The organism is Paenibacillus rhizophilus, from assembly GCF_003854965.1.
Lineage (GTDB): Bacteria > Bacillota > Bacilli > Paenibacillales > Paenibacillaceae > Paenibacillus_AQ > Paenibacillus_AQ rhizophilus.
On record NZ_RQPI01000003.1, the window covers coordinates 57,026 to 78,925 of the forward strand.

Annotated in this window: 19 protein-coding genes; 13 read left to right on the forward strand and 6 right to left on the reverse strand. The window is 55.4% G+C overall.

All coding sequences use genetic code 11. The features are described from left to right. Positions 1 to 166: 166 nt before the first annotated feature. Both EH198_RS07490 and yunB read left to right on the forward strand, forming a co-directional pair. On the forward strand, positions 167 to 778 hold the full coding sequence (locus tag EH198_RS07490; RefSeq protein ID WP_124694933.1) for a TVP38/TMEM64 family protein: 612 nt from the start codon (positions 167 to 169) through the stop codon (positions 776 to 778). A 155-nt stretch (positions 779 to 933) separates the two neighbouring features. Beyond that, positions 934 to 2,082 carry a sporulation protein YunB gene (yunB, locus tag EH198_RS25055; RefSeq protein ID WP_342772028.1) on the forward strand — a complete coding sequence of 383 codons (1,149 nt, stop codon included), beginning with the start codon at positions 934 to 936 and terminating at the stop codon, positions 2,080 to 2,082. A gap of 347 nt (positions 2,083 to 2,429) precedes the next feature. Here yunB and EH198_RS07500 read toward each other — a convergent pair whose 3' ends face one another. Continuing rightward, positions 2,430 to 3,101 (reverse strand): DUF559 domain-containing protein, encoded by a 672-nt coding sequence (locus EH198_RS07500; RefSeq protein WP_124694934.1) that lies wholly within the window; start codon positions 3,099 to 3,101, stop codon positions 2,430 to 2,432. A gap of 324 nt (positions 3,102 to 3,425) precedes the next feature. Here EH198_RS07500 and EH198_RS07505 point away from each other — a divergent pair, with 324 nt between their 5' ends. The 7 genes from EH198_RS07505 (at position 3,426) to EH198_RS07535 (ending at position 12,127) form a co-directional block, all read left to right on the forward strand. Beyond that, positions 3,426 to 4,055, forward strand: coding sequence for an alpha/beta hydrolase (locus EH198_RS07505; protein WP_281277997.1), 630 nt, complete (start codon positions 3,426 to 3,428; stop codon positions 4,053 to 4,055). Positions 4,056 to 4,246: 191 nt separating this feature from the next. Then, positions 4,247 to 4,861, forward strand: coding sequence for a hypothetical protein (locus EH198_RS07510; protein ID WP_185702794.1), 615 nt, complete (start codon positions 4,247 to 4,249; stop codon positions 4,859 to 4,861). A gap of 205 nt (positions 4,862 to 5,066) precedes the next feature. Continuing rightward, the gene (locus tag EH198_RS07515; RefSeq protein ID WP_124694937.1) at positions 5,067 to 6,101 is read left to right on the forward strand and encodes a thiamine pyrophosphate-dependent dehydrogenase E1 component subunit alpha; all 1,035 of its coding nucleotides are present in this window, start codon (positions 5,067 to 5,069) and stop codon (positions 6,099 to 6,101) included. Continuing rightward, entirely contained in the window at positions 6,098 to 7,069 is a 972-nt protein-coding gene (locus tag EH198_RS07520; RefSeq protein WP_124694938.1) for an alpha-ketoacid dehydrogenase subunit beta, read from the forward strand. The genes EH198_RS07515 and EH198_RS07520 overlap by 4 nt, the downstream gene beginning before the upstream one ends. 40 nt (positions 7,070 to 7,109) lie before the next feature. Next, a complete protein-coding gene (locus EH198_RS07525; protein WP_124694939.1) occupies positions 7,110 to 8,531 on the forward strand; it encodes a dihydrolipoamide acetyltransferase family protein in 1,422 nt (473 codons plus the stop codon). A gap of 14 nt (positions 8,532 to 8,545) precedes the next feature. Further along, positions 8,546 to 9,934 carry a dihydrolipoyl dehydrogenase gene (lpdA, locus tag EH198_RS07530; protein ID WP_124694940.1) on the forward strand — a complete coding sequence of 463 codons (1,389 nt, stop codon included), beginning with the start codon at positions 8,546 to 8,548 and terminating at the stop codon, positions 9,932 to 9,934. Between the two features lie 228 nt (positions 9,935 to 10,162). Next, complete coding sequence (locus EH198_RS07535) at positions 10,163 to 12,127, forward strand: sigma-54-dependent Fis family transcriptional regulator (RefSeq protein ID WP_124694941.1); 1,965 nt, start codon at positions 10,163 to 10,165, stop codon at positions 12,125 to 12,127. Between the two features lie 38 nt (positions 12,128 to 12,165). Here EH198_RS07535 and EH198_RS07540 read toward each other — a convergent pair whose 3' ends face one another. Continuing rightward, complete coding sequence (locus EH198_RS07540) at positions 12,166 to 13,257, reverse strand: M23 family metallopeptidase (RefSeq protein WP_246014141.1); 1,092 nt, start codon at positions 13,255 to 13,257, stop codon at positions 12,166 to 12,168. A 240-nt stretch (positions 13,258 to 13,497) separates the two neighbouring features. Between EH198_RS07540 and lipA the strand changes: the two genes are divergently transcribed. Continuing rightward, positions 13,498 to 14,400 (forward strand): lipoyl synthase, encoded by a 903-nt coding sequence (gene lipA / locus EH198_RS07545; RefSeq protein WP_124694942.1) that lies wholly within the window; start codon positions 13,498 to 13,500, stop codon positions 14,398 to 14,400. Between the two features lie 76 nt (positions 14,401 to 14,476). Beyond that, on the forward strand, positions 14,477 to 15,115 hold the full coding sequence (locus EH198_RS07550; protein WP_246014142.1) for a YutD family protein: 639 nt from the start codon (positions 14,477 to 14,479) through the stop codon (positions 15,113 to 15,115). Positions 15,116 to 15,249: 134 nt separating this feature from the next. Here EH198_RS07550 and EH198_RS07555 read toward each other — a convergent pair whose 3' ends face one another. The 4 genes from EH198_RS07555 to ylbJ all read right to left on the reverse strand — a co-directional run bounded on the left by EH198_RS07555 (position 15,250) and on the right by ylbJ (position 20,261). Next, positions 15,250 to 16,701 carry a S41 family peptidase gene (locus tag EH198_RS07555; RefSeq protein ID WP_185702795.1) on the reverse strand — a complete coding sequence of 484 codons (1,452 nt, stop codon included), beginning with the start codon at positions 16,699 to 16,701 and terminating at the stop codon, positions 15,250 to 15,252. Positions 16,702 to 16,714: 13 nt separating this feature from the next. Next, positions 16,715 to 17,905, reverse strand: coding sequence for a copper amine oxidase N-terminal domain-containing protein (locus EH198_RS07560; RefSeq protein ID WP_124694945.1), 1,191 nt, complete (start codon positions 17,903 to 17,905; stop codon positions 16,715 to 16,717). A 193-nt stretch (positions 17,906 to 18,098) separates the two neighbouring features. Further along, complete coding sequence (locus EH198_RS07565; RefSeq protein WP_124694946.1) at positions 18,099 to 18,902, reverse strand: NAD kinase; 804 nt, start codon at positions 18,900 to 18,902, stop codon at positions 18,099 to 18,101. A gap of 108 nt (positions 18,903 to 19,010) precedes the next feature. Further along, positions 19,011 to 20,261: a sporulation integral membrane protein YlbJ gene (ylbJ, locus tag EH198_RS07570; protein ID WP_124694947.1), complete on the reverse strand. Its 1,251-nt coding sequence runs from the start codon at positions 20,259 to 20,261 to the stop codon at positions 19,011 to 19,013. A gap of 495 nt (positions 20,262 to 20,756) precedes the next feature. On the opposite strand from ylbJ, the gene EH198_RS07575 reads away from it, so the two are divergent. Continuing rightward, positions 20,757 to 21,146 (forward strand): globin domain-containing protein, encoded by a 390-nt coding sequence (locus tag EH198_RS07575; protein ID WP_124695216.1) that lies wholly within the window; start codon positions 20,757 to 20,759, stop codon positions 21,144 to 21,146. Positions 21,147 to 21,179: 33 nt separating this feature from the next. Then, positions 21,180 to 21,890, forward strand: coding sequence for a DUF2225 domain-containing protein (locus EH198_RS07580; protein ID WP_124694948.1), 711 nt, complete (start codon positions 21,180 to 21,182; stop codon positions 21,888 to 21,890). Positions 21,891 to 21,900 lie beyond the last annotated feature (10 nt).

Below are 21,900 nucleotides of genomic sequence, written 5' to 3' on the forward strand. Positions count from 1 at the left end.
CTCGGCTGAAAATTTGTCATACTTTATATTCTTTTGTTCTTAAATGATAGATATAGTGAAATTTTCGTTTACAAACACCCCGTCCGGGGTGTTTTCTTTGAAATATCTGAATATGATCAGAAGCAAGGGGTGCAAGGGAAAGAGCAAGAGAGAGGAGTGCGATCGCATGACGGACACGATAAACGCATGGATTGATTGGCTGCTGCAGGCGCTGGGCCTTAGCGGGCCGGCAATTCTCCTGGTTACGATCCCGCTCGCGCTCCTTCAGAGCCTGTTTGGATTTTTTCCGTTCGTTATATTGATCGTGCTGCATGTCTCGGTATTTGATGTGATCGGCGGGATGCTGATCAGCTGGCTGGTCTGTAACCTGGGAGGGCTGTTCGTATTTTATCTGTCCCGTCGGTATTTGTTTCATTGGTTTGACCGGAAATGGGGCAGGAAGCTGAAGCGTTATGACAAATGGCAGCGTTATTTGAACCGTTACGGCATCTGGACGCTGGTGCTGCTTCGCACAATACCGATCATCCCGAATAATGTCATTAATATTATGTCGGCGGTGTCGCCACTGCCCCTCCCGGCTTTTGTCTGGGGAACGTCGCTTGGAAACCTGTCTTACATCTGGTTCTTCGGCACAATCAGTTCTTCCCTTATCGTCCCGCGAGAGGAGTGGAGCTTCTATCTGACCGGTTACGGTCTGTTCGTTGTTGTGCTGGTTGTCGTATTTTTCTGGAAGCATTGGGGCCATCTGCAGGAGGATAAGCGGGAGCGGATGGTTTGATTCGGCTTATAAAAAATAGAAACGTTTGCGCAGCGAAATGGAACGCTTGTCAGGCATACCGTGCCGGATAAGCGTTCTTCTTTTTTGGGCGGGCGTTGAATACGATACATAGAGAAGGCGGCTTGACCGCCGAAAGCGGCGGGAGGGACACGCTTATGGGCAGAATCAAAAAATGGGGAAACCGGCGGCTTCAGCTGCCATCTTTCGGACGGCTGCGCCTGCCGCGGATCAGCTTCACGCCGCCCGAGCGAAAAAGCTCGTTCAAGTCAGGCGGCTCCGGCATTTTTCGGCCGGTACAGCGGAGGGGCGAGCGCGGCGGATTCGGGGATGGGGGATGGATGAAGCTGCGGCCGGGGGGAGCACGCTTCAAGTCCAGGCCGGCCAGGACTTCGCGTCAGGCGGGTTACTGGAGCGAGCGGCCGAAAAGCGGCGGACGGCCGGGGCAAACGGCGGGGGGACGGCAGCGCAGACCAGGGAGACGCCGCCGGTTCTGGCTAGCCGCGGTTCTGTTGACCCTGGCCGCAGTTATGTTCGGCCTTGGCTATGTGGAACGGCACCTGACGCCGCCGATCATCCATCTGGCGCAAATCCGGGTGAAGCAGGTCGCGACCGAGGCAATTAACAAGGCCATCGCTTCCCAGGTGGCAAGCGGCAGCAGCGCCGAGAAGCTGATCGACTGGAAGACGGACAGTGCGGGAAAAGTCTCCGGCTTTATGCTCAACTATTCGGAGCATATGCGCATTACTTCCCAGGCGGCGGAAGTGATTCAGTCCACCCTGGACGGCCTGCACAATCAAACCGAGCATATTCCGCTCGGCCAAGCGCTGGACAGTCCGCTGATCGCATCCTTCGGGCCGGATGTTCCGATCAAGATCGAGCCGCAGGGCGCGGTTAAGGTCGAACTGAATACCCGCCAGCAAAATGCGGGAATCAACATGATCCTGGTCGAAGTATATATTCACATCGTTACCGAGGTGGCGGTGGTCGTCCCGTTTGACATGGAGCCTCAGGTGGTCGATACGGAAATTCCCGTCTCTTATCTGATGGTCGTCGGGGACGTCCCGATGTATTACTACGACAACCAGGGCAAACCTGTCGGTTCTGGAAGCGCGGGCGCGCCGAATATCGCGCTGCCCGCCCCGTCCTCCGGCGGGGTAAGCACGCAGGGCTCAAGCGGCGGCGCTGCCGCCCCAGGCGGGAGCGGTGCGCAAAGCCCGGGCGCGCAGAGCGGCCCGGCGGCCGGGGCTCCGGCGGGGAGCGGCACCGCCGGAAGCGGTGGCGCGCCGTTCACGGCGGAGCCGTAAGCGGGCGGGCGAGGGTGCTGGCCCGGGTGCGAAGCCAGGGCCAGCAGAGCGGCGCAAGCGGCGGCGGTGGCGGGAGCTGCGGCCGGTAGTGAAGCCCGCACCGCGGGAGCGGGGCGGATAGCGGCCAGCCCGCTGAAGGGCCAGCCGAAAGCGGATGCGCTGTATGAACGGGAATTTCTCCCGTTTAACAGCCCAATATCTTCTGGATTTTCAAATGAACTGGAAAAACTCCTGCTTATTTCCCTGTTTTGACTATTTTACGGTGCAGGAGATAGAGTAAGCTGGAGTTTTTCCGTCTTAATGTATTGTTTGGAGTTAAATACGAGAATTAAGCGGGAGGATTTCCGTTACAGAAAGTAATCGAGCACGCCATTGGCCAATTCATAGCCGACCGCCCTCTCACTTTTGCCGCGCCGGACGGGGATCAGCCAGCCCTTGGCGCACAGCTTTTTCAGCAAGTGGACTGCCGTTTTGGAGTCGACTTCAAAATGCCGGACGACATCAACCGGTCGAAGGGGTTTGGCGGCGTGAATGGCAAGACGCACAATTTCTTTCTCGGCAAGCACCGCTCTGGAGACGGGCGCAACCGATGGCCTGTAGCGGCTCAGCACCATGCGCAGCAAGGTGACGCATAACTGTGGACGCTGTTCAATATCGTCATAGGCAAAGGAAATAACCTGATATCCCATTGCATGAAGAAAGGTTTCCCGGTTCAATTCATTGCAATATTTCATTCGGTCCATATCGCGCACATGCGGGCCGAAGCCTTTTACCTCAATAATCAGCTTGGTGCATCCGGGGAGCCAGGCAAAGTCGGCAAAATAAGACCTGCCGCGCCAATCCAGCACCTCATACTCGGGATGAAGATCATCCATATGGCCCATCAAAGGCCACCAGACCTGTTCCAGAAACTGCGATTCGGCGTGCCGATGCCCTCTCTTCAGCCTGGATTGGCGTTCTCCTGTCCGGTGTGCAAGATGATATTGAATAAACTGCTGATAGGCTTCGTTAAAGTCCATGTTTTCCTCCCCAAAAATAAAAAACGTCCCGGCTCACTCGGTTGAGTGAAACGGGACGTTCTTCGTCATAGGCCAATTATAATGCAGTTCTGCATCGGCGGAAAGGAGAAAAACCATCGAATTCCTTCATCGACCTTCACTATCCCGTAATGAACTGCAATCCTCCATTGCCGGTTTTAAACTTCACATCAGCAGACTTTGTATCCCCTCTACGCCAGGCTTATAATAAACTCAACCAATGTGTAATAACCGAAGCAAGAGAACCGCCGCGAAAAGAGGAATGGTCATGGAACGCTGTCTGTTCATCCACGGTTTACCGGAGGTATATTTGAAATCGAGCCTCTGTCGGAATATTTGAAACAGCATCATTGTCTAACCCATACATTCACGCTGAAGGGGCACACCGGCCGAAGGGCCGATATGCTGCGGGCCAATCGGGAGGATTGGTATCGGCAGGCGGGGAACGAACTGGAGGAGCTTGCGCAGAGCGGGCAGGGCGTGCATATCATCGGCTTTTCAATGGGGGCGCTGATCGCTTCCCATCTGGCCGTCCGCTACAAAAGCCTGGTCAAATCGCTGACCTTGCTGGCCGCTCCGGTATTTCCGCTGAATCCGGCCGAAATTATCAAGACGCTGGGCAGCTTCTCGATGCTGAAGAACTATGTGAGCAAGTTCGGCTCGACTCCGGTGCATGCCAACCGCGAATTTGGCAGGATCGTCCGCGAGAGCTTTGACCTGTACCCGCAGATCGAAGCGCCGACGCTGATTGTGCAGGGAACAAGCGACCATCTGGTCAAAACCAAGAGCGCGGCCTATCTAAAGCGGCATATCGGTTCATCCGACAAGGAGATTCTGCTGATCGAGCGCAGCGGGCATCTGCTGTGCTACTGCGAGGAGAAGGACAAGGTCTTGGGCGAGGTTCTCCAGTTTATCCGCAGCGCCGCTTCAAACTGACCCGGGTTCCCTCGCATCTTCCCGATAAGCGGTCCAACTGCGTTAAGCCTTTCCCAATCATGGGAGGGGCTTTTTTGCTGCTCCGTTAAAAGCATAAATATGGTAAAATTAACTTAAATATTTCCAATTCATTTGAAAAGGTGGCTGCTATGCGAATAATCCCCTCCTTGTTAAGCGCAACGTTTCTTTCATTGGTCATCATTACGGGATGCACTTCATCCGCGTCTAAGACTCCGCCCGAGAGCACAATCCGTGTATCCGAAGCTACAGCTGCCGCACCCGAAAGCACAACCCCTGCACCTGGAAATACAGCTATCGCACCCGAGAGCACAGCTGACGCATCGGACAGTACGGCCAGCCCAAATGAAAACACAGACGCCGCCGAAGATAACGAGGCTGTTCAAGCCGCAGAGAGGTACATACATGCGGAGTACCAAATTAAGGCGTCCGAAGATATACTGTCCGAAGAATCGGTCCGGAAGCGAAATGAAGAGATGAAGCCTTTTTTAACGGACTATTTTTATCAAAAGGCGGTCGATAACCGTTACACACTTTTACCGTTGCAAGTTGCCCATAAACAGAATCTTTCCTTAATACCGGCAAATCTCCAATTTAATCTTGAAGAGCACAAAAAAGATACGGTCGAGTTAAAATATACGTTGGATCTTTTATTGTTGGATCAGCAAGGCAAGGAAATGAAGCGAATCCCTTTGGAGGGTATACTTACACTTTTTAACGTAAATGGGCAATGGCTTGTACAAGGCGACAGATTTGATGCTCCCGCATTGGAGAAACTAATCGTCTGAATTCCCAATTTTCCCGCGTTTTCCCGATATGGGAACCATTCCGCCGAGCCTTTCCCATTATGGGAAGGGCTTTTTGGTGCTGCGTTTCGTATTCGGCCATTTAACGGCTTCTTATCAGACTTAATTTTTGGCACGGAAATTGCATCTTTATATAAATGAAGGCCAATTTAATCCAGGGGAGGCGCTTTAGGGGAACGGGGCATCCATGAAAGAACCGGCAGCAGGGCCTATAAATGAAACGGGAGGGATTCACTTGAGCATTCCAAAAGAATTGTTGAGTGAGATGTACCGGAAAATGCTGAGCATTCGCAAGTTTGAAAAGACGGCTTCGGTCTTCTTCGCGGAAGGCAAGATTCCGGGCTTTGTGCATTTATATATCGGGGAAGAAGCGATCGCCGTCGGCGCCTGCGCCAACTTAAGGGACGACGACTATATTACCAGCACCCACCGGGGGCATGGGCATATCGTTGCCAAAGGCGGAAATCTGAAGTACATGATGGCGGAACTGTTCGGCAAAGAAACAGGTTATTGTAAAGGAAAAGGAGGGTCCATGCACATTGCCGACGCGGAACTGGGCATCCTTGGCGCCAACGGCATTGTCGGGGCCGGACACTTGATCGCGACGGGAGCGGCCTGGAGCGCAAAGTACAGAGGAACAGACCAAGTGAGCGTGTGCTTTTTTGGAGACGCTTCCACCAACCAAAGTACCTTCCATGAGGCGATGAATCTGGCCAGCCTGTGGAAGCTTCCGGTGATTTTTGTTTGCGAAAACAATTTGTACGGCATCTCCGTCAGCCAGGCGAGACACCAGAATATTCAGGATATTTCGCAGCGGGCCATCGGCTACGGCATGCCTGCGCTTACCGCGGACGGCAACGATGTGCTCACGGTCTACGAGAAGGTGGGCGAAGCGGTGAACCGGGCGCGGGCGGGCGAAGGGCCGACTCTGCTTGAATTTAAGACGTATAGACAGCACGGCCATTTTGAAGGAGATTCGGGCGCTTACCGGCCGAAGGAGGAAGTGGAGGCTTGGCTGCAAAAAGACCCGCTTCCAAGACTCGAAAGCCATCTGCTGGAGAACGGCATCCTGACAGAGGAGGAACTTGAGGCTACCCGGCAGGAGGTCGAGGAGGAGATCCGGGAAGCGCTGGAGTTCGCCGACGCAAGCCCGTATCCGGCTCCGGAGTCTTCCGTGCAGGATATTTACTCCGATTTGATTGAGGAGGCGCGAATCAGATGAGAAAAATCACTTACGGCGAGGGTATCCGTGAAGCTTTGCGGGAGAAAATGCTGGAGAACAAAAACGTCGTTCTGCTGGGCGAGGATGTCGGTCCTTACGGCGGCACCTTCGGCGTCACGAAAGGGCTGTGGGAGCAGTTTGGCGAAGAGCGGGTGCGGGACACGCCGATTTCGGAAGGGGTTATTGTCGGCGCTTCGGTGGGAGCGGCGGCGACGGGCCTGAGACCGGTGGCGGAGCTGATGTTCATCGATTTTCTCACTTTCGGCATGGATGGGCTGGTCAACCAGGCGGCCAAGATGAGATACATGTTCGGCGGCAAAATCTCCGTTCCGCTCGTGCTGCGGCTTCCTGCGGGCGGCGGCATTAGCGCCGGGGCGCAGCATTCCGGTTCGCTGGAGGCGTGGGTAACGCATGTGCCCGGACTGAAAGTGGTGTACCCGTCCAACGCCCGGGATGCGTGGGGCCTGATGCTGAACGCGATTGACGATGACAACCCGGTGGTCTATATCGAGAGCAAGGTGCTGTATTCGCAAAAAAGCGAAGTGCCGGACGAGATTGCCCCGATTCCTTTCGGCTCCGCCAGTGTTGCGCGGGAAGGCGCCGATGTCTCGGTCATCACCTACGGCAAGCAGGTCCATGACTCGCTGAAGGCGGCGGCCGCGCTCGCCAAAGACGGCATCGAGGTCGAAGTCATTGACCTTCGGTCGCTGTATCCGCTGGATAAAGAGACGATCTTCAAATCGGTCGCCAAGACGCACCGGGCGCTTGTCGTTACGGAGGAAGTGAAGCGCGGCGGCTACGGCGGAGAACTGTCGGCGCTTATATCGGAGCAGTGCTTCGACGAACTGGACGCCCCGGTCGTCCGGATCGGCGCCCTGGATTCGCCGGTTCCTTATTCGCAAATACTGGAATCCCTGGTGCTGCCGAGCGTGGAGGATATTATCAAAGGAATCAAAGAGTTGTTCTGAACCCTGCGGCCCATTACTTGCAAAATCATGGAGGTGCGTCATGGCTGAACTGGTCGTATTGCCCAAGCTGGGCCTTACAATGACGGAAGGAACCGTCTCCAATTGGCGGAAGGCCAAGGGAGACCGCGTGGAGCAGGGGGACATTCTGTTCGATGTGGAGACCGATAAAATATCCAATGAAATCGAAGCCAAGACAAGCGGAGTGCTGAGGGAGATTCTGGTTGAGGAAGGGACGGTGGAGGTTTTCCATCCGCTCGCGATTATTGCGGACGCGAGCGAGGATATATCCGCGCTGCTTCCGGCGGGCGCCGCAGGACAGCCGGCGGGGGGAGAATTGCCGTCATCCACCGCTGGAGCATCCGGCCTGGACGCTTCCGGGGAGGAGAGAGAAGCTGCCCAGGACGGACCCGCCGCGCATGGCGGCCGGATCAAGGCTTCCCCGCTGGCCCGGCGAACGGCGAAGGAACGGGGCGTGGAGCTGTCAGCGGTAAAAGGCACGGGGCCGAAGGGCCGGATAACGGACGCTGACGTTCGGCGGTATGCCGAGAGCGGGAAGGACGGCTCGCCTAAGGTCCGGATTTCCCCGGCTGCGGCGAAGGAAGCGGCGGCGCTCGGTATAAATCCCGCCGACATCCACAAGGACGGCAGAATCATGAAGGAGGATGTCCGGTCTTGGGCCGCCGGAGGAGAGGCTCTTTCCGAAATCGCGGGCCAGCCATCCGCTGCATTATCCGGCGCCGGGATTTCCCGGTCGGCGGCCGCCATCCGGAATGCGGACACGGAAGAACAAGCGGCATCCCGGGTTCCGATGAGCGCCATGCGCAGGGTGATCGCCAAGCGGATGCGTGAAAGCGTGGATATCTCCCCGTCAGTTACTTACAACATGCGGTTGGACACTTCCGCATTGGCCGCACTCAGACGGCAGTTGCAGGATTCGCGGAAGATCACTTACACCGATCTGCTGGTCGCCATCGCCGCCAAAGCGCTGCTGGAGCACCCGCTGCTTAACTGCTCCATTGAAGGTAACGATTTGGTGATTCACAAGGCGGTTCATATCGGCGTGGCCGTCGGGCTTGAGGGCGGTTTGGTCGTGCCGGTTGTCCGTAATGCCCATCTGAAAGGCCTGGGCGAAATCTCCGATGAAGTGCGTTCGCTTGCCGAAGGCGCGAGGAACAATACGCTGACCCCGGCCGACATGACCGGAGGAACCTTCACCATAACCAATCTCGGAATGTACGGTATGGAGTCTTTTTCCCCGATTATCAATCAGCCCGAGGTGGCGATTCTCGGTGTAAGCGCGATTGTGGATACGCCGGTTACCGTGAACGGTGAAGTCGTCGTCAAACCGCTGATGAATCTGAGTCTGACAGCGGATCACCGGGCGGTGGACGGCGCGGTCGCGGCGCAGTTTATGCAGAGAATCAAGGCGTACGCGGAGAATCCGGCGTTGCTGCTGCTGTGAAAGGAGAACAAGGGATGAAAGTTGTCGTGCTTGGAGGAGGTCCCGGCGGCTATGTCGCCGCCATAAGGGCCGCCCAATTGGGGGCGGAAGTGACGCTGATTGAGAAAAAAGCTTTGGGTGGAACCTGCCTCAATGTCGGCTGTATTCCGACCAAAGTGCTGCTGCACACAACAGAGCTCTATACGGTGCTAAAGCGTGAATCGGCCGAAATCGGCCTGGAAGTTCCGCAGATTGCGGTGGACTGGAAGAAGCTGCAGAAGCGCAAGGACAAGATTGTCCGGATGAACGCAGGCGGAATCGACTCTCTGCTTAAAAAGAACAAAGTGACCAAACACATCGGCACCGGCAGGTTTACCGGTATCCATGAGCTGGAAGTAAGCGGTGCGGACGGAAGCATACAGACCATTGGTTTCGACCGCGCAATCGTCGCCACCGGATCGGAGCCGTCGCGGGTGCCGATTCCCGGCACGGAGCTCTCCGCTGTTATCACGAGCGACGAGGCTCTGTCGCTGCCGGAGGTGCCGGAAAGCCTCTGCATTATCGGCGGCGGGGTAATCGGCTGCGAATTCGCCAGTATATACAGCAGCCTGGGCTGCAGGGTTACGATTATCGAGATGCTGCCGGAGCTGATCGCAGCGATGGATCGCGACATCGTCGGCTGCCTGCGGAAGGAATTTGCCGCCGCCGGCGTGGACGTTCATACGGAAACCCGGGTTGAGCGCATCGAACAAACGCCAACAGGAGGGCTGTCCATCAAGGCGGTATCCCCTTCGGGAAGCATGGTGATCGAAGCGGAGAAGGTGCTGCTGTCCATCGGCCGCCGTCCGAAGACGTCGGGACTGGGCCTTGAGATTCTTGGCGTCTCCATGAAGAAGGGCGCCATTGAGGTCGACCGCAGCATGCGGACGGCGGTGCCGTCCATTTACGCCATCGGCGACTGCGTCGGCGGGATCATGCTTGCGCATGTCGCCTCGGCCGAAGGCGTCGTTGCAGCCGAGCATATCATGGGTGAGCCGTCCCCGGTGGATTTCCGCACCGTCCCGTCCTGCGTGTATACGAGACCGGAACTGGCCTCGGTCGGATTGACCGAAGAAGACGCCCGGGAGCAAGGATTGGAAGTGAAGACGGGGAGTTTCCCGCTTCAGGCCAACGGCAAATCCATGATCATGGGTGAAACGAACGGGCTGGTCAAATATGTAACCGATGCGCGGTCCGGCGAAATTCTCGGCCTGCATATCGCCGGTCCCAGGGCCACGGATATGATCGCGCAGGGCGCGCTGGCGCTTCGGCTGGAAGCGACACTGGATGAGATCATAACGACGGTGCATGCTCATCCAACCGTTTCCGAAGCTCTGCTGGAAGCCGCCCTTGCCGTACATCACCGCGCAATCCACTCACATTAAACAGGGCGTTCCCCTGTGCAGCCATACGGATAAGATGATCTAAAAGATGGCCGGTTCCCATTTTGGGAATATGTCATCAGAAGTTCATCTTATCCGTTTTTTTGCCGTTATCAACCTTTGAGCGGACAATTATAATAAGAATAGATAATGTTGTAAGCGTATACAACACAAACAGCTATATAAATATGTATGTCCGGCTGAAAGGGTACGATAGAGGGGGAACCGGAAATGATCAGTTATCCGAATACGATGAGCAGATGGGAAGCTTTTACCGAATGCGGGAGAATTCCCGAAGGAACACGTCCGGAAATCGCGGCTTCCTGGCTGAGATGCCGGACGGCCGGAGTCAACCCGCTGCAGGGAAAAGGGGTGCAGGTATCCGCGGAAGAGCTTCGGCTCCGGCTTGAAGAGAAGCGGCTGCTTGTCTCCGTAGCCAAACCGATTATGAACAGCATCTACCAGGTGATTAAGGATACGGTTTACGCCATAGTGCTGACGGATCAGGACGGAGTTCTGCTCCGCACGATGCTTAACAAGGAGATTGAGCCCGAGTGTGCGAAGGTGAATTTTTTCGAGGGGGCAAGGTGGGATGAGGCCAGCGTCGGCACCAACGCCGTCGGAACCGCGCTGACGGACGACATGCCGATGCAGGTGCTCGGGGACGAACATTACTGCGAATCGCATCACGCCTGGACTTGCTCGGCGGCACCTATTCACGACAGCTCCGGTCGGGTCATCGGCTGCCTCGATCTGTCCGGCAAAGCGGAGGATGTGCACCCCCATACCTTTGGCATTGTCGTTTCCGCCGTGAGCAGCATTGAAGAACAGCTTAATGTGCTGGAGACGAACCAGTTGATGAACGCCGTGTTTCAATCCATGCAGGACGGGCTGCTGGTGATCGATACGGAATACCAAATCCGGCAGTTCAATGAACGGCTGGCTTCCATTTTTATGCTGGGGATGGAAGAGGTTCGGGAGCTGGACATAAAGGAACTGTTGCAGGATGTCGATCTGGAGGGCGTGTTCAGGAACAAGAGCCGCATCGGTTATGCGGATTGCACGCTTACGGTGAAGAGGAAGAAGATTGAGTGCATGGTCAATATCTTTCCGTATACATTGGACGAACGGGTGGTCGGGGCATCGCTCACGATAAGGGAAGCGGTACAGGTGCGCAAGGAGGTCAACCAGCTGGCAGGATTCAAGGCAAATTACCGGTTTGAGGATATCGTGACACACCATCCTTATATGAAGGAGCAGATCGATTTTGCCCGAAAAATCGCCAGAACGAACTGCACGGTTCTGATCGAAGGAGAAAGCGGCACCGGCAAGGAACTGTTCGCCCAATCCATTCATAACGCCAGCGCGCGTGCGGACGGACCGTTTATCGCCATTAACTGCGCGGCGCTGCCCAAGGAACTGGTGGAAAGTGAACTGTTCGGCTATGAGAAAGGCTCGTTCACGGGAGCGTTGCGCGAAGGCAACCCGGGCAAGTTCGAACTGGCGAACGGGGGAACGCTATTTCTGGACGAAATCGGGGAGCTGTCTCTTGAGATCCAGGCGAAGCTCCTCCGGGTGCTGGACAACCACAAGGTCCGGAGGATCGGCGGCAAGCATGAACGGATGCTGGATGTCAGGGTCATAGCGGCAACCAACCGCGATCTGCTGGAGGAAGTGGGGCAAAAGGCTTACCGCGGCGACCTGTATTACCGGCTGAATGTTATCAATCTCAAGCTGCTGCCGCTGCGGGAGCGGCCGGAGGATATACCGCCGCTTGCCCGGCTCTTCCTGCGCAAATGCAACCGGGATAATCCCGGACCGGCCAAACGTTTCGACAGCGCTTTTCTGGAAAAACTGCAGGGCCGTCAGTGGAGAGGGAATGCGCGCGAGCTGCAAAATACCGTACAGCGGGCTTATTATTTATGCGCTGGGGACAGTATCACCGAGAAGGAAGCTCCATCGGTCCGCCAGACGGAGAGCGGCCTCCCGGACCCGCGTTTGACGCTGTTTCACTCGTCCGCTCCTGCGGATCTGCCGACCGTCAAGAGCATGCGGCAGACCGAGGTGGAGAACATCCGCCGCGCTCTGGCTGCAAGCGGCGGCAATGTTGTGGAGGCGGCCCGGCTGCTGCATATCGGCAAATCGACCTTGTACCGCAAACTGGCGGAATACGGAATCGGCCGGGATGAAGCCTGACAACAAAAAAAAGGAGCCGCAGGTCTTTCTCAGCGGCTCTATCTTTTCTTTTTCAGCGCCTTTCGTTCGGCATTCTCCCACTGCTTCAGCAGCGGGTAAGGGTCGAAGGCCCACTCCGTAAGACCGCGGTCCTTATAGATGCCGTAATGCAGATGGGGCGGAAATTTCCCCTGCGTACCCGGCTTGCCGTATCCGGAGCTTCCGGCCCAGCCGATCTGTTGTCCTGGCATGACGATATCGCCGGCTGAGAGCGATTTATCAAAGCCGGACAGATGGGCGTAATAATGGTAGCGGTTCTCGATGTCGCGGATGCCGATCCGCCAGCCGCCGTAGCGGTTCCAGCCTTTGGTCTCCACAACGCCGTAGCAGGTGCTCCGTACGGTAACGCCGTGGGGCGTGAACAGGTCGGTGCCTTCATGGATGCGCGCGCCGCCCCAGCTTCGTCCGCTGCCCCAGGTGCTCCGGTAAGAGTACGTGCTGCCCAGCGGCAGAGGAAAGGCGCTGCCCGAAAGGTCAAGCCGTCCAAAGTGCCGGTACAGCTTGGCGAATTGGTCGATACGCTGGGAAGCTCGTCCGTTATGGTAATACTCCCAGACGGCAATGCCAAAGTCGCTGGCGGAATTTCCGTATTTCGCCAGATAGACTGCCATACTGTAAAGAGCGTCAATGTCGTTTCCGGGGTCGGCTTTGCCGTCTCCCGAACCGTCGCGTCCGAAACCGCTGAAGAAGGAAATGGATGAGGGAGAGGTATCCTCCTGATCCGGATTCAGCGGGCCGCACCATACCGGTTCGGGAACCGCAATTCCGATGAGGCGGACCGGCGCGCCGGTCTCCGATTTTCCTTTTTTCGCTATGGTTCGTTCATACTGATCAATGGCGGCCAGGCGGTACCAGGGAATATTTGTGGTTGCGCTCATCTGGTCGTAAAGCTCCTGGCGGGCGGCAATAATGCCGCCGGCAGCGGCTTCGGCTCGGGCGCCAACGCGGTTTCCCCGGACGGACAATCCTTTGTCCCCGGTTCCCGGATGAACCGCGGTTCCGAAAGCCGCCCCGCCGAAGCTTCCCCACAATACGGCCGCCGCGGACACGGTGAGCAGCGCCCGCCGCGTTTTTATTCTTAGGAACGGCAAGGTGTAAAGCCTCCTTTTTATCGGTTATAAGGGCGATGACAGCAGCAGCTTTTCTTTTAGATTGAACAAATCCGCATTTTTTATCCATTGGAAAGAAAAGAAGCCGGAGTCTCTCTCCGGTCCGGCATTGCTTTTGTCATCCTTCTTTCACAAAAGCAGGCAATTCCCTACGGTGCATGTTATAATGTAAGGCAGTAACTTAACATCTTTTCACATTCAGGCGGAGAGGGGTTTGCTACCATGACGAAAAAAGACGTTAAACAACCCAAGCCGGATTGGATTCGTATTAAGCTGACGACCGGCGATAATTATCAAGATATTAAAGGTATGATGCGTTCAAAAACTTTACATACCGTCTGCGAAGAGGCGCGCTGCCCGAATATTTATGAATGTTGGGCGAACCGGACGGCTACATTTATGATTCTGGGTGATATTTGTACCCGCGCCTGCCGCTTCTGCGCGGTCAACACCGGGATGCCTACCGAACTGGATCTTCAGGAGCCGGAACGGGTGGCCGAAGCCGCGGAAGGTATGAACCTGCGCCACTGCGTTGTTACAAGCGTAGCACGGGATGATCTGAAGGATGGCGGAGCGAAGATTTTTGCCGAGACGGTCGCCGCGATCCGCCGGCGCCTGCCGCTGTGCAGCGTGGAGGTGCTCATTCCCGATTTCCTCGGCGACAGCGACAGTCTGCAGATTGTGATGGACAGTAGGCCCGACATTCTGAACCATAATATCGAGACGGTCGAGCGTATGTCCGACCGCGTGCGCGCCAAGGCTAAATACCGCCGATCCCTCGAACTGCTGCGCCGGGCCAAGGAAATGAAACCGGACATTCCGACAAAGTCCAGCATCATGCTCGGGGTAGGGGAAGAATGGGATGAAATTTTGCAGGCGATGGACGATTTGCGCGCGGTGGACTGCGACATCCTTACACTGGGTCAATATTTGCAGCCTTCCCCGCAGCATCTGAATGTCGTTAAATATTATCCGCCGGAGGATTTCGCACGGCTGAAGGAAGAAGGACTGAAGCGCGGCTTCAGTCACGTTGAGTCGGGACCGCTCGTGCGCAGCTCCTACCATGCGCATGAGCAGGTTCAGTCAGCCGAGAAGACCCGCGAGGGGCGTACGGTAACGAACTGACCGCATGGTAACATATTTTTTGTGAAAGGCAGGCGAGTCTTGCTTGATCGTTATAGGCGGTAAATGTTACGAGCTTATGGTGAACCATAAGGAGGGCTGGAATCCGGAAGGCTTCCGCGGAAGATACAGTGAAGTACTCGAGCGCTACGATTATATTGTCGGCGATTGGGGCTACAGCCAGCTGCGCCTGAAAGGTTTTTACAGGGATAATCATCCGAAAGTGAACCGGGATACGGCCATTTCCGGTCTGATCGATTACATCAATGAATATTGCAACTTCGGCTGTGCCTATTTTGTCCTCCGCAAGATGAAGGATGCTCAGAAAGACCCGAATGCCAAAGACATTCTGGTCAAGGAGCCTGGCGAGGCTCCAAAGGAGGTGCCGGGTCAGGTGACGGTCTCCCAGGAGGGCGCTCCCAAAGAGGAGGGCATTCCGCAAGTTTCCTCCCGTAAGTTTCAGGCGGAATCGGCGGTTTCCAGAGAGGTGCCGTCCAGAGAGTATACTTCCAAAGACAGACCGGGCAAGGATCGCGGCAGAGACAACCGAAACAAGGATTATCAGGGCAGAAAAGGAGCCCGCGATAATCAGGCAAGGGATAATCAAAGCCGGGACAACCAGCCGAAGCCGAATCCGTCCCGGGAGTATCAGAGCCGCGAAGCTCAAAGCAGGGATTCACGGCAGAAACCGCCTCAAGGTCCCGCGGGACAATCGTAACGCTATTGAAATGACTTAACAGCGCCGGCTTGCGCAGCCGGCATATGAATAAAAGGTGCCGCAAGACGTTCATCGGAACGTCTTGCGGCACCTTTTTGTTAAAGTATAAGTTCAGCGGAGTTATCGATTACTCCCTAAGACTTCACAGAAACCGTCAGGCGGTTCTGCGTTTTGTTATAGCTCCAGGCCAGCGCAGGGAACTTTTTCTTGAAGGCATTCAGCGCGATGTACGTTTCTCCGTTCTGATAGAGCGCCTCTTTGGAGGAAACGCTGAAGCCGAAAGACTTGCCGGACCCGGCAGCGACAATCACTTTCTTGTTCTTGGCATCCCAGGTCAGATCGCCTTCAACCAAAGCGGATAGAATGCGGGAGGAAGCGTACACGCTGCCGCCCTGCTTCACCAGACCGACATTGCCGGAAAAAGCGAAACCGTTCACGTCGAGAATATGGTTGTCGCCCGCGGCTTCGATCGATTTCATGCCCGCAAGCTGAAGCGCGGTAATGATCTGCGCCGCATCGTCCTTGATCTCGATATCCGGGGTCAGGCCGATATGGTTGAAATCGACTTTATCCGGAGTCAGATACCGTTCCGTGGTCAGCTTGAGCAGGCCGCCGTCCGACAGGTCCAGCAGGCTTTGAATCCGGGCTTTTCCAAAGGTTTTGGTGCCAACGACCGTAGCCAGCTCGTTGTCGTGCAGCGCTCCGGTCAGCGCTTCAGAGGCGCTGGCCGTATATTCATTCGTCAGAATGATCACGGGCACATCCATTTTGGAGCCATTCGTAATCGTTACCGGGGTAAGCACACCCGTGTTGTCCGCAGTATACATCATAATTCCTTTGTCGATGAACTGGGAAGCGATATTATAAGCCGAATCCATATAGCCGCCGCCATTGTTGCGAAGATCGAGAATCATGGACTTCATTCCCGAAGCGCGCATATTTTTGAGCACTGCCGCGAATTCTTCATCGGAATCTTCTGTGAAGCCGTTGAGCGAAATATAGGCGATTTTGGGCCCGACAATTTTGCCGGTAACGGACGGATACGCGATTTCGCTGCGCTTCACGGTGTACGTCTTGGATGTACCGTTCCGCTGGATGAGCAGAGTCACTTTGGTGTCCGCCTTTCCGCTCAGGGTATCGCCTTCGATATCGCTGATCTTCACGCCGTTGATCTTCAGAATAGTATCTCCGCGTTTCAGTCCGGCGCTTTCCGCAGGCGATCCGGCCATGACCTGTTCGATGTACAGCTCGTTGCCCGCGTAGACCAGCTGAACTCCGATACCGACATAATCCAAAGCCAGCTGACTTTGAAGCTCCTTGCTCTCGTCGCTGCTGAAATACTGGCTGTAAGGATCGTCAAGCGAATCCACCATGCCGTCGATCGCGGCGCGGATCAAGGCGTCTTTGTCTGCTCCGGTCAGGTTGTATTTCTCCACATACTGCATTACCTCATTGATTAAATCGGTATCCGAGGATGCTTGGCTGGTAGCCTGAGCGCTGTCGGCCGCCATTGCTGCGGGAGACAGAATCAGCGACAGGGCCAAACAGGCGCCGGCCGCAGCCGCCGTTAGCTTTTTAAATGTCATGTTATAACGTCCTTTACGGATTATTTGGTTCGCCTTCCACTGAATTGGAGACGGTATAGCTGTCACTAATGGTCCAAGCGCCGTCATCCGACTTATCGAGAAGAAGAATAAGGGCTTGATTGTACGATACCGATTCGTTCTTATCCTTAACCTGCTGCTCCACATAAACGGCTGCTTCGGTTCCATTGAAGTAAAAGACGTTCGAAGCCGATAAGGTATAGGCCAAATCATACGTTTTGAAGAACTCCTCCAGGGATGATTTTTGCGTGTTATCGTAATCCTCGCCGTAAGAAGTCATAGTGGACAGCATTACAGTCACATTTTTATCGTTCAAGCTTTCATAATGGCGTTTGAGCGTATTCTGTATAGCGTTATCGGTGCCCTGCGGCATCTCCGCCCGCTGCATCCCTTGTTCCCGCGTGAAGAGAACAGTCGACTTTTGATTCCGCACATCGGAAATTTTCCATGATCCGCTTCGCACCAGTGTGTATATGTACTCGTCTTGGGAGTCCGGAATATAGGTCCCTCCGGTACGTGTAGAGGTCTCCACTGTGGCTATCGTCGCTTCATTGTCTTTCAGGCCGAGGATATCCATGCTCTTCACCTCGCTCTTCAAATCGTAAGCCTGAAACATACGCTCAAGGCCGGTGACGCTTTGGGCAAAGTCGGAGCCGGTCTGGGCTAGAGAGGCGATTCCAGCGGCATTCTCCGAGTTGAAATAGCTTGTCAGGGTGTTCATCAGAGAGGCAATGTCTTCCTCATCCCGGTTTTTGGATACAGGCTTAGTAATTTGGACGCTTCTTGAGGCCGGGTTCCACACGACTTTCCCGCCGGTGGCTTCGCCGATAAAGCGCAGCGGCACATAGGCGGTTCCTCCGGTTTGTACGGGGGCGGCCGGGAGCTTGCGGACCGTGCTGTTGACCGAGGCGCGGTTGCTGCCGATGGTCAGGCGCAGGTTCAGGTTTGTGCTTGTTCCGGTGACCGAACGCGCCACGGGATCCCAGCCCACTTTCAGGCCAAGCTTCTCGAACACGGCCCTGAACGGAACCATCACCGAGCCGTTCTGCAAATAAGGAGAGCCTGCCGAAAAGGAAAGCCGGACGCCGTCAACATAGACCGTAATCGGCGCTTGCGCCGCGAACGCGGGAACGGCGAGAGCCAGGGACAACAAGAGGGACCCCAGCATAGTAAACCATTTCTTCAACAATTTTCTCCCCTTTTTTATGTAACTCTTTGTAAAATATCCTCATTGTACCATTTCGTTTCTTCCTATGTCTATCGGCATAAAACGCCTGTTCTGCTAGATTGCAGGCAAAAAGACGCCCTGCGCCAACAGCCGGGGACGGCTGCTGCACGGGCTCGGAGCGGTCAATAATGGGGAATGTCTTCGGGAGCTGCTAAATAAGGAATGCCGAGCGTACACGGCTCCAGAATGGAAACGGCCGGTAACGGGCGAAGCTGACCTTTTTCTCCGATACCTGGCAACGGACGGAAATCAGATCGTCGATAGGATAGTTATTATGATCCAGGGTAAGCATCAGTTTCTGTTCCCTGCAGGAGAAAATGTCGCAATGGTGATGCTTGGGCAGAAGCAGCGGGGAACCCATCGTGCGGAACACCCGATTGTTGATCGACGCAATCTCCGAGATCTGGAGAGCTTCAATGGAGGGATGGACCATCGCGCCTCCGAGGCTTTTGTTGTAGGCCGTGCTTCCGGAAGGCGTGGAGATGCAGATGCCGTCCCCGCGGAACATCTCGAACGTCTCGTCGTTGATATCGATCTGAAGAACGACCGTACCGTCAACCCCTTTCAGAGTGAACTCGTTAAGGGCAATATGAGAAGAAGTGCCTGATTTCTTGTGAATTTCCAGCTCCAGAAGCGGATATTTGACGATCCGCGGCTTATGCGGATGATGATCCTCCTTACCGCACATATAATCGACCAGAGTGGCCAGTTCTTCAGCCTTCCAGTCCGCATAGAAGCCGAGATGGCCCGTATGGACACCGACGAAAGCAAGCTCGGGTATCCGGTCAATAAAGGTATGGAAGGCGTGAAGCATAGTACCGTCTCCTCCGATGGAAACGACGATTTCGGGAGATTCTGCGTCTAGCTGCAGTCCCCGCTCCTTCGCAAGCTTGTGAAACTGTTGACTGAGATCAATGGACAGTTGATCGCCGCGGTCCAGGACATAATATCTCAAGGTGAATAGACTCCTTTGTTAGGTTCTGTCATACACCGATCATAATCAATCTTAGTCAGGAAAACAATGTTTGACATCTTTTTCAGGGTCCCCGCAATAGTACCGGAGTCAGCTTCGGGGTCGGCGCAGAAGCCGCAGGAGCCTGCCAGCCGTCGCCGCTGCGAGGGACAGCAGCAGAGTGCCGGCCAACAGGAGGCAGAGCAGCTCAAGTCCCGAGGCGGGTGAGTACAGAGCGGGAACCGGCGTCCAAAGGCGGGCCAGCGCAGGCGATGCATCCATCATCGGCCGCCAGAGGAGCAGTGTAAATCCGGCGGCCAGAAAGGCATGCAGAAAGCGGGCGGCCATGAACGGCATATAGCGAAGTCCGGTACCGTTCCAAATGCTGGCGACCTGGGCGTGCACGGACAGGCCTCCCCAGGAGAGAATAAAAGCGGCTGCTGCTGCTTTGAAGGGAAGCGGGGCCGCCGCGTTTCCGGCCCCCTTGGCGCCCAGCGTCACCTCAAAAAAACCGCTCGTTATCGCCTCGGCCAGCCCGCCGGGGAAACCGAACAGCGAGAGAAACCGTCCGATAACCGAGAAGAGGAAGGCCATCACTCCCGCACGGTTCAGCAGTTCCATCAGTACAGTGAAGAATACAACCAGGCCCCCTACGACAATAATAAGATGCAGAGAGGATTGCACGGCCCCCTTTAGAAGCTCTCCAAGCGTCCGTCCGTCGCGGCGGCGAGCCTCGGCCATGGAGGCGAAGGCGGCGCCGAGACCGCCCGTTTTCTGATGCTTCGGCTTGCCGGATCGGGGTGTCTCCTGTCCCGGGATAGACCCGAGCGCGGCGCCAGCCTCTTCCTTGCGCCCGTGAAAGGACATCAGCAGCCCGACGAGAAGACCGCTGCCGTAATGGGCGACCGCCAGACAAGGCCCCAGAGCGGCATTCTGAAAGAAACCGACCGATACCGCGCCGAGCAGAAAGATCGGGTCGGAGGAAGTCGTAAAGGCCACGAGCCTTTCACCTTCCACCCGGGTAAGCAGATTCTGCTCCCGGAGCTTGGCCGTCAGCCGGGCTCCTACCGGATAGCCGGACACATAGCCCATCGCCATCACAAAGCCGCCGGTTCCGGGAATACGGAAGAGCGGGCGCATCAGCGGATCAAACAAAGCGCCGAACAGGTGGACGACCCCGAAGCCGAGCATGAGCTCGGAGATGACAAAGAAAGGAAAAAGCGACGGAAACAGCACATCCCACCAGATGGCGAGTCCGCGCAGCGCGGCGCCGAGAGCAGCTTCGGGATGAAGCAGCAAGAGCAGCATGCAGACGGCGAGTCCCAGCGCCAGAAGCGGGCCTCTTAGCTTGTTTAAGGTCATAATTTACGCCTCCCGGTCTATGGTAAGATATGCGATTAAAGGGACAAACATCACAAAAAAATAAAGAAAGCGATTACAATTAGGTGTGCATTTTTGCTGTATTTATGATATTATAAAAATTAATTAAAGCACCTTTCCGAAAACTTTAATATTTAGGGATGGAGTGATGATGATGAGCGTAGTTGCCGGCGTTCTCGTTTGCGCTTTTGTTTATGTCATCCGGGCCTCCCTCGTCTCTCCCGGCGATGAGGATTGGCGGACCTATTAATATGCTGCAGGCGCTAAACATTTGTTTAGCGTCTTTTTTGGCTTTTTGGGGTAATATATACCTAGGCACCTTTTCTTAGAAAGAGGGCTTCATGAGCAGGCCTTATTTCACTGGAGAATGGTTTTTTTGTCGTTAATAATTTTTTGGCGAAATATGTCGAACTACCCTTAATTTTATATAATCAATAGGCCGATATAATTAAAAGAGGCGGAAAGTTGGTTGCTTCGATGAATCCGAATGAAAGCATATATGAAAACCTGGGGGGAGCCGAAAGGCTGCGCAAGCTGGTGGAAGTGTTTTATGGCAAAGTGCAGGCCCACCCGCGGCTTGGTCCTCTTTTTCCGGCAGATATTTCTCCCGTTATGGATAAGCAGTACCGCTTCCTCACCCAATTCTTCGGCGGCCCAACGCTGTATTCCGAGGTATACGGACATCCTATGATGAGAGCCCGCCATATGCATGTGCCGATAACGGAGGAACGGTCGGAAGAATGGCTGTCCTGCATGGGAGAAGCGCTGGAGGAAACTGGTGTTGAAGAGCCTCTCCGGACTTTCGTACTGCAGCGGCTGGCAGGTCCGGCCCGCCACTTTGTCAACATGCCCGCTGAATCAGATTAATGCGTGACTGACGCGTGAAAGGAATGAGGGCATATGACCCACTTGGAGCCCCTGTACTCCATCAAAGTAACATGCTGCAACTGTGAAAAAGAGTTCGTAACCTCAAGAGTGCGTCCAAGCCTTAAAAAGGCTTTTCGCCGGGATGCGGATTTCTGCGCTTACTACAAGGATGAGAACCCGGATTACTACGTCGTTAGGGTATGTCCTTCCTGCGGCTTTGCCTCCACGGAGAACTCCGTGGGAATGCTGGCGGATTGGCAGCGGAAGGCGTTTAACGAGTGGATCGGCGGCCGTTGGCTGCCCCGGGATTTCGGAGGCAAGCGGAGCTGGGCGGAAGCGCTGGTGACCTACAAGCTGGCACTGCTCTGCGCGCAGTGCATTCGCGACAAAGAGCGCATCATCGCAAGCCTTCTGCATCATATTGCCTGGATGTACCGTTACCAAGGCGATGACGGGCAGGAACTGCGCTTTATACAATATTCGCTGGAGTCCTATATTCATGTGTTTGAGCAGGACGGAGTCGCGGGGAACGACGCGCGGCTGATGTTTCTGATCGGTGAGCTTAACCGCCGGACCGGCCGGTTCTCCGAAGCGGTTAAATGGTTCTCGCGCCTGATCAACGACCGGCGGATCATGGATGCCTCGATGATTCGCGCGGCGCGCGAGCAGTGGACGGCTATCCGAGAGCAGATGCTCGGGGAAGAAAGCGGTCCGGCTGCGGGAACGACTCTGACAGGGGCGTAGCGAAGAACCT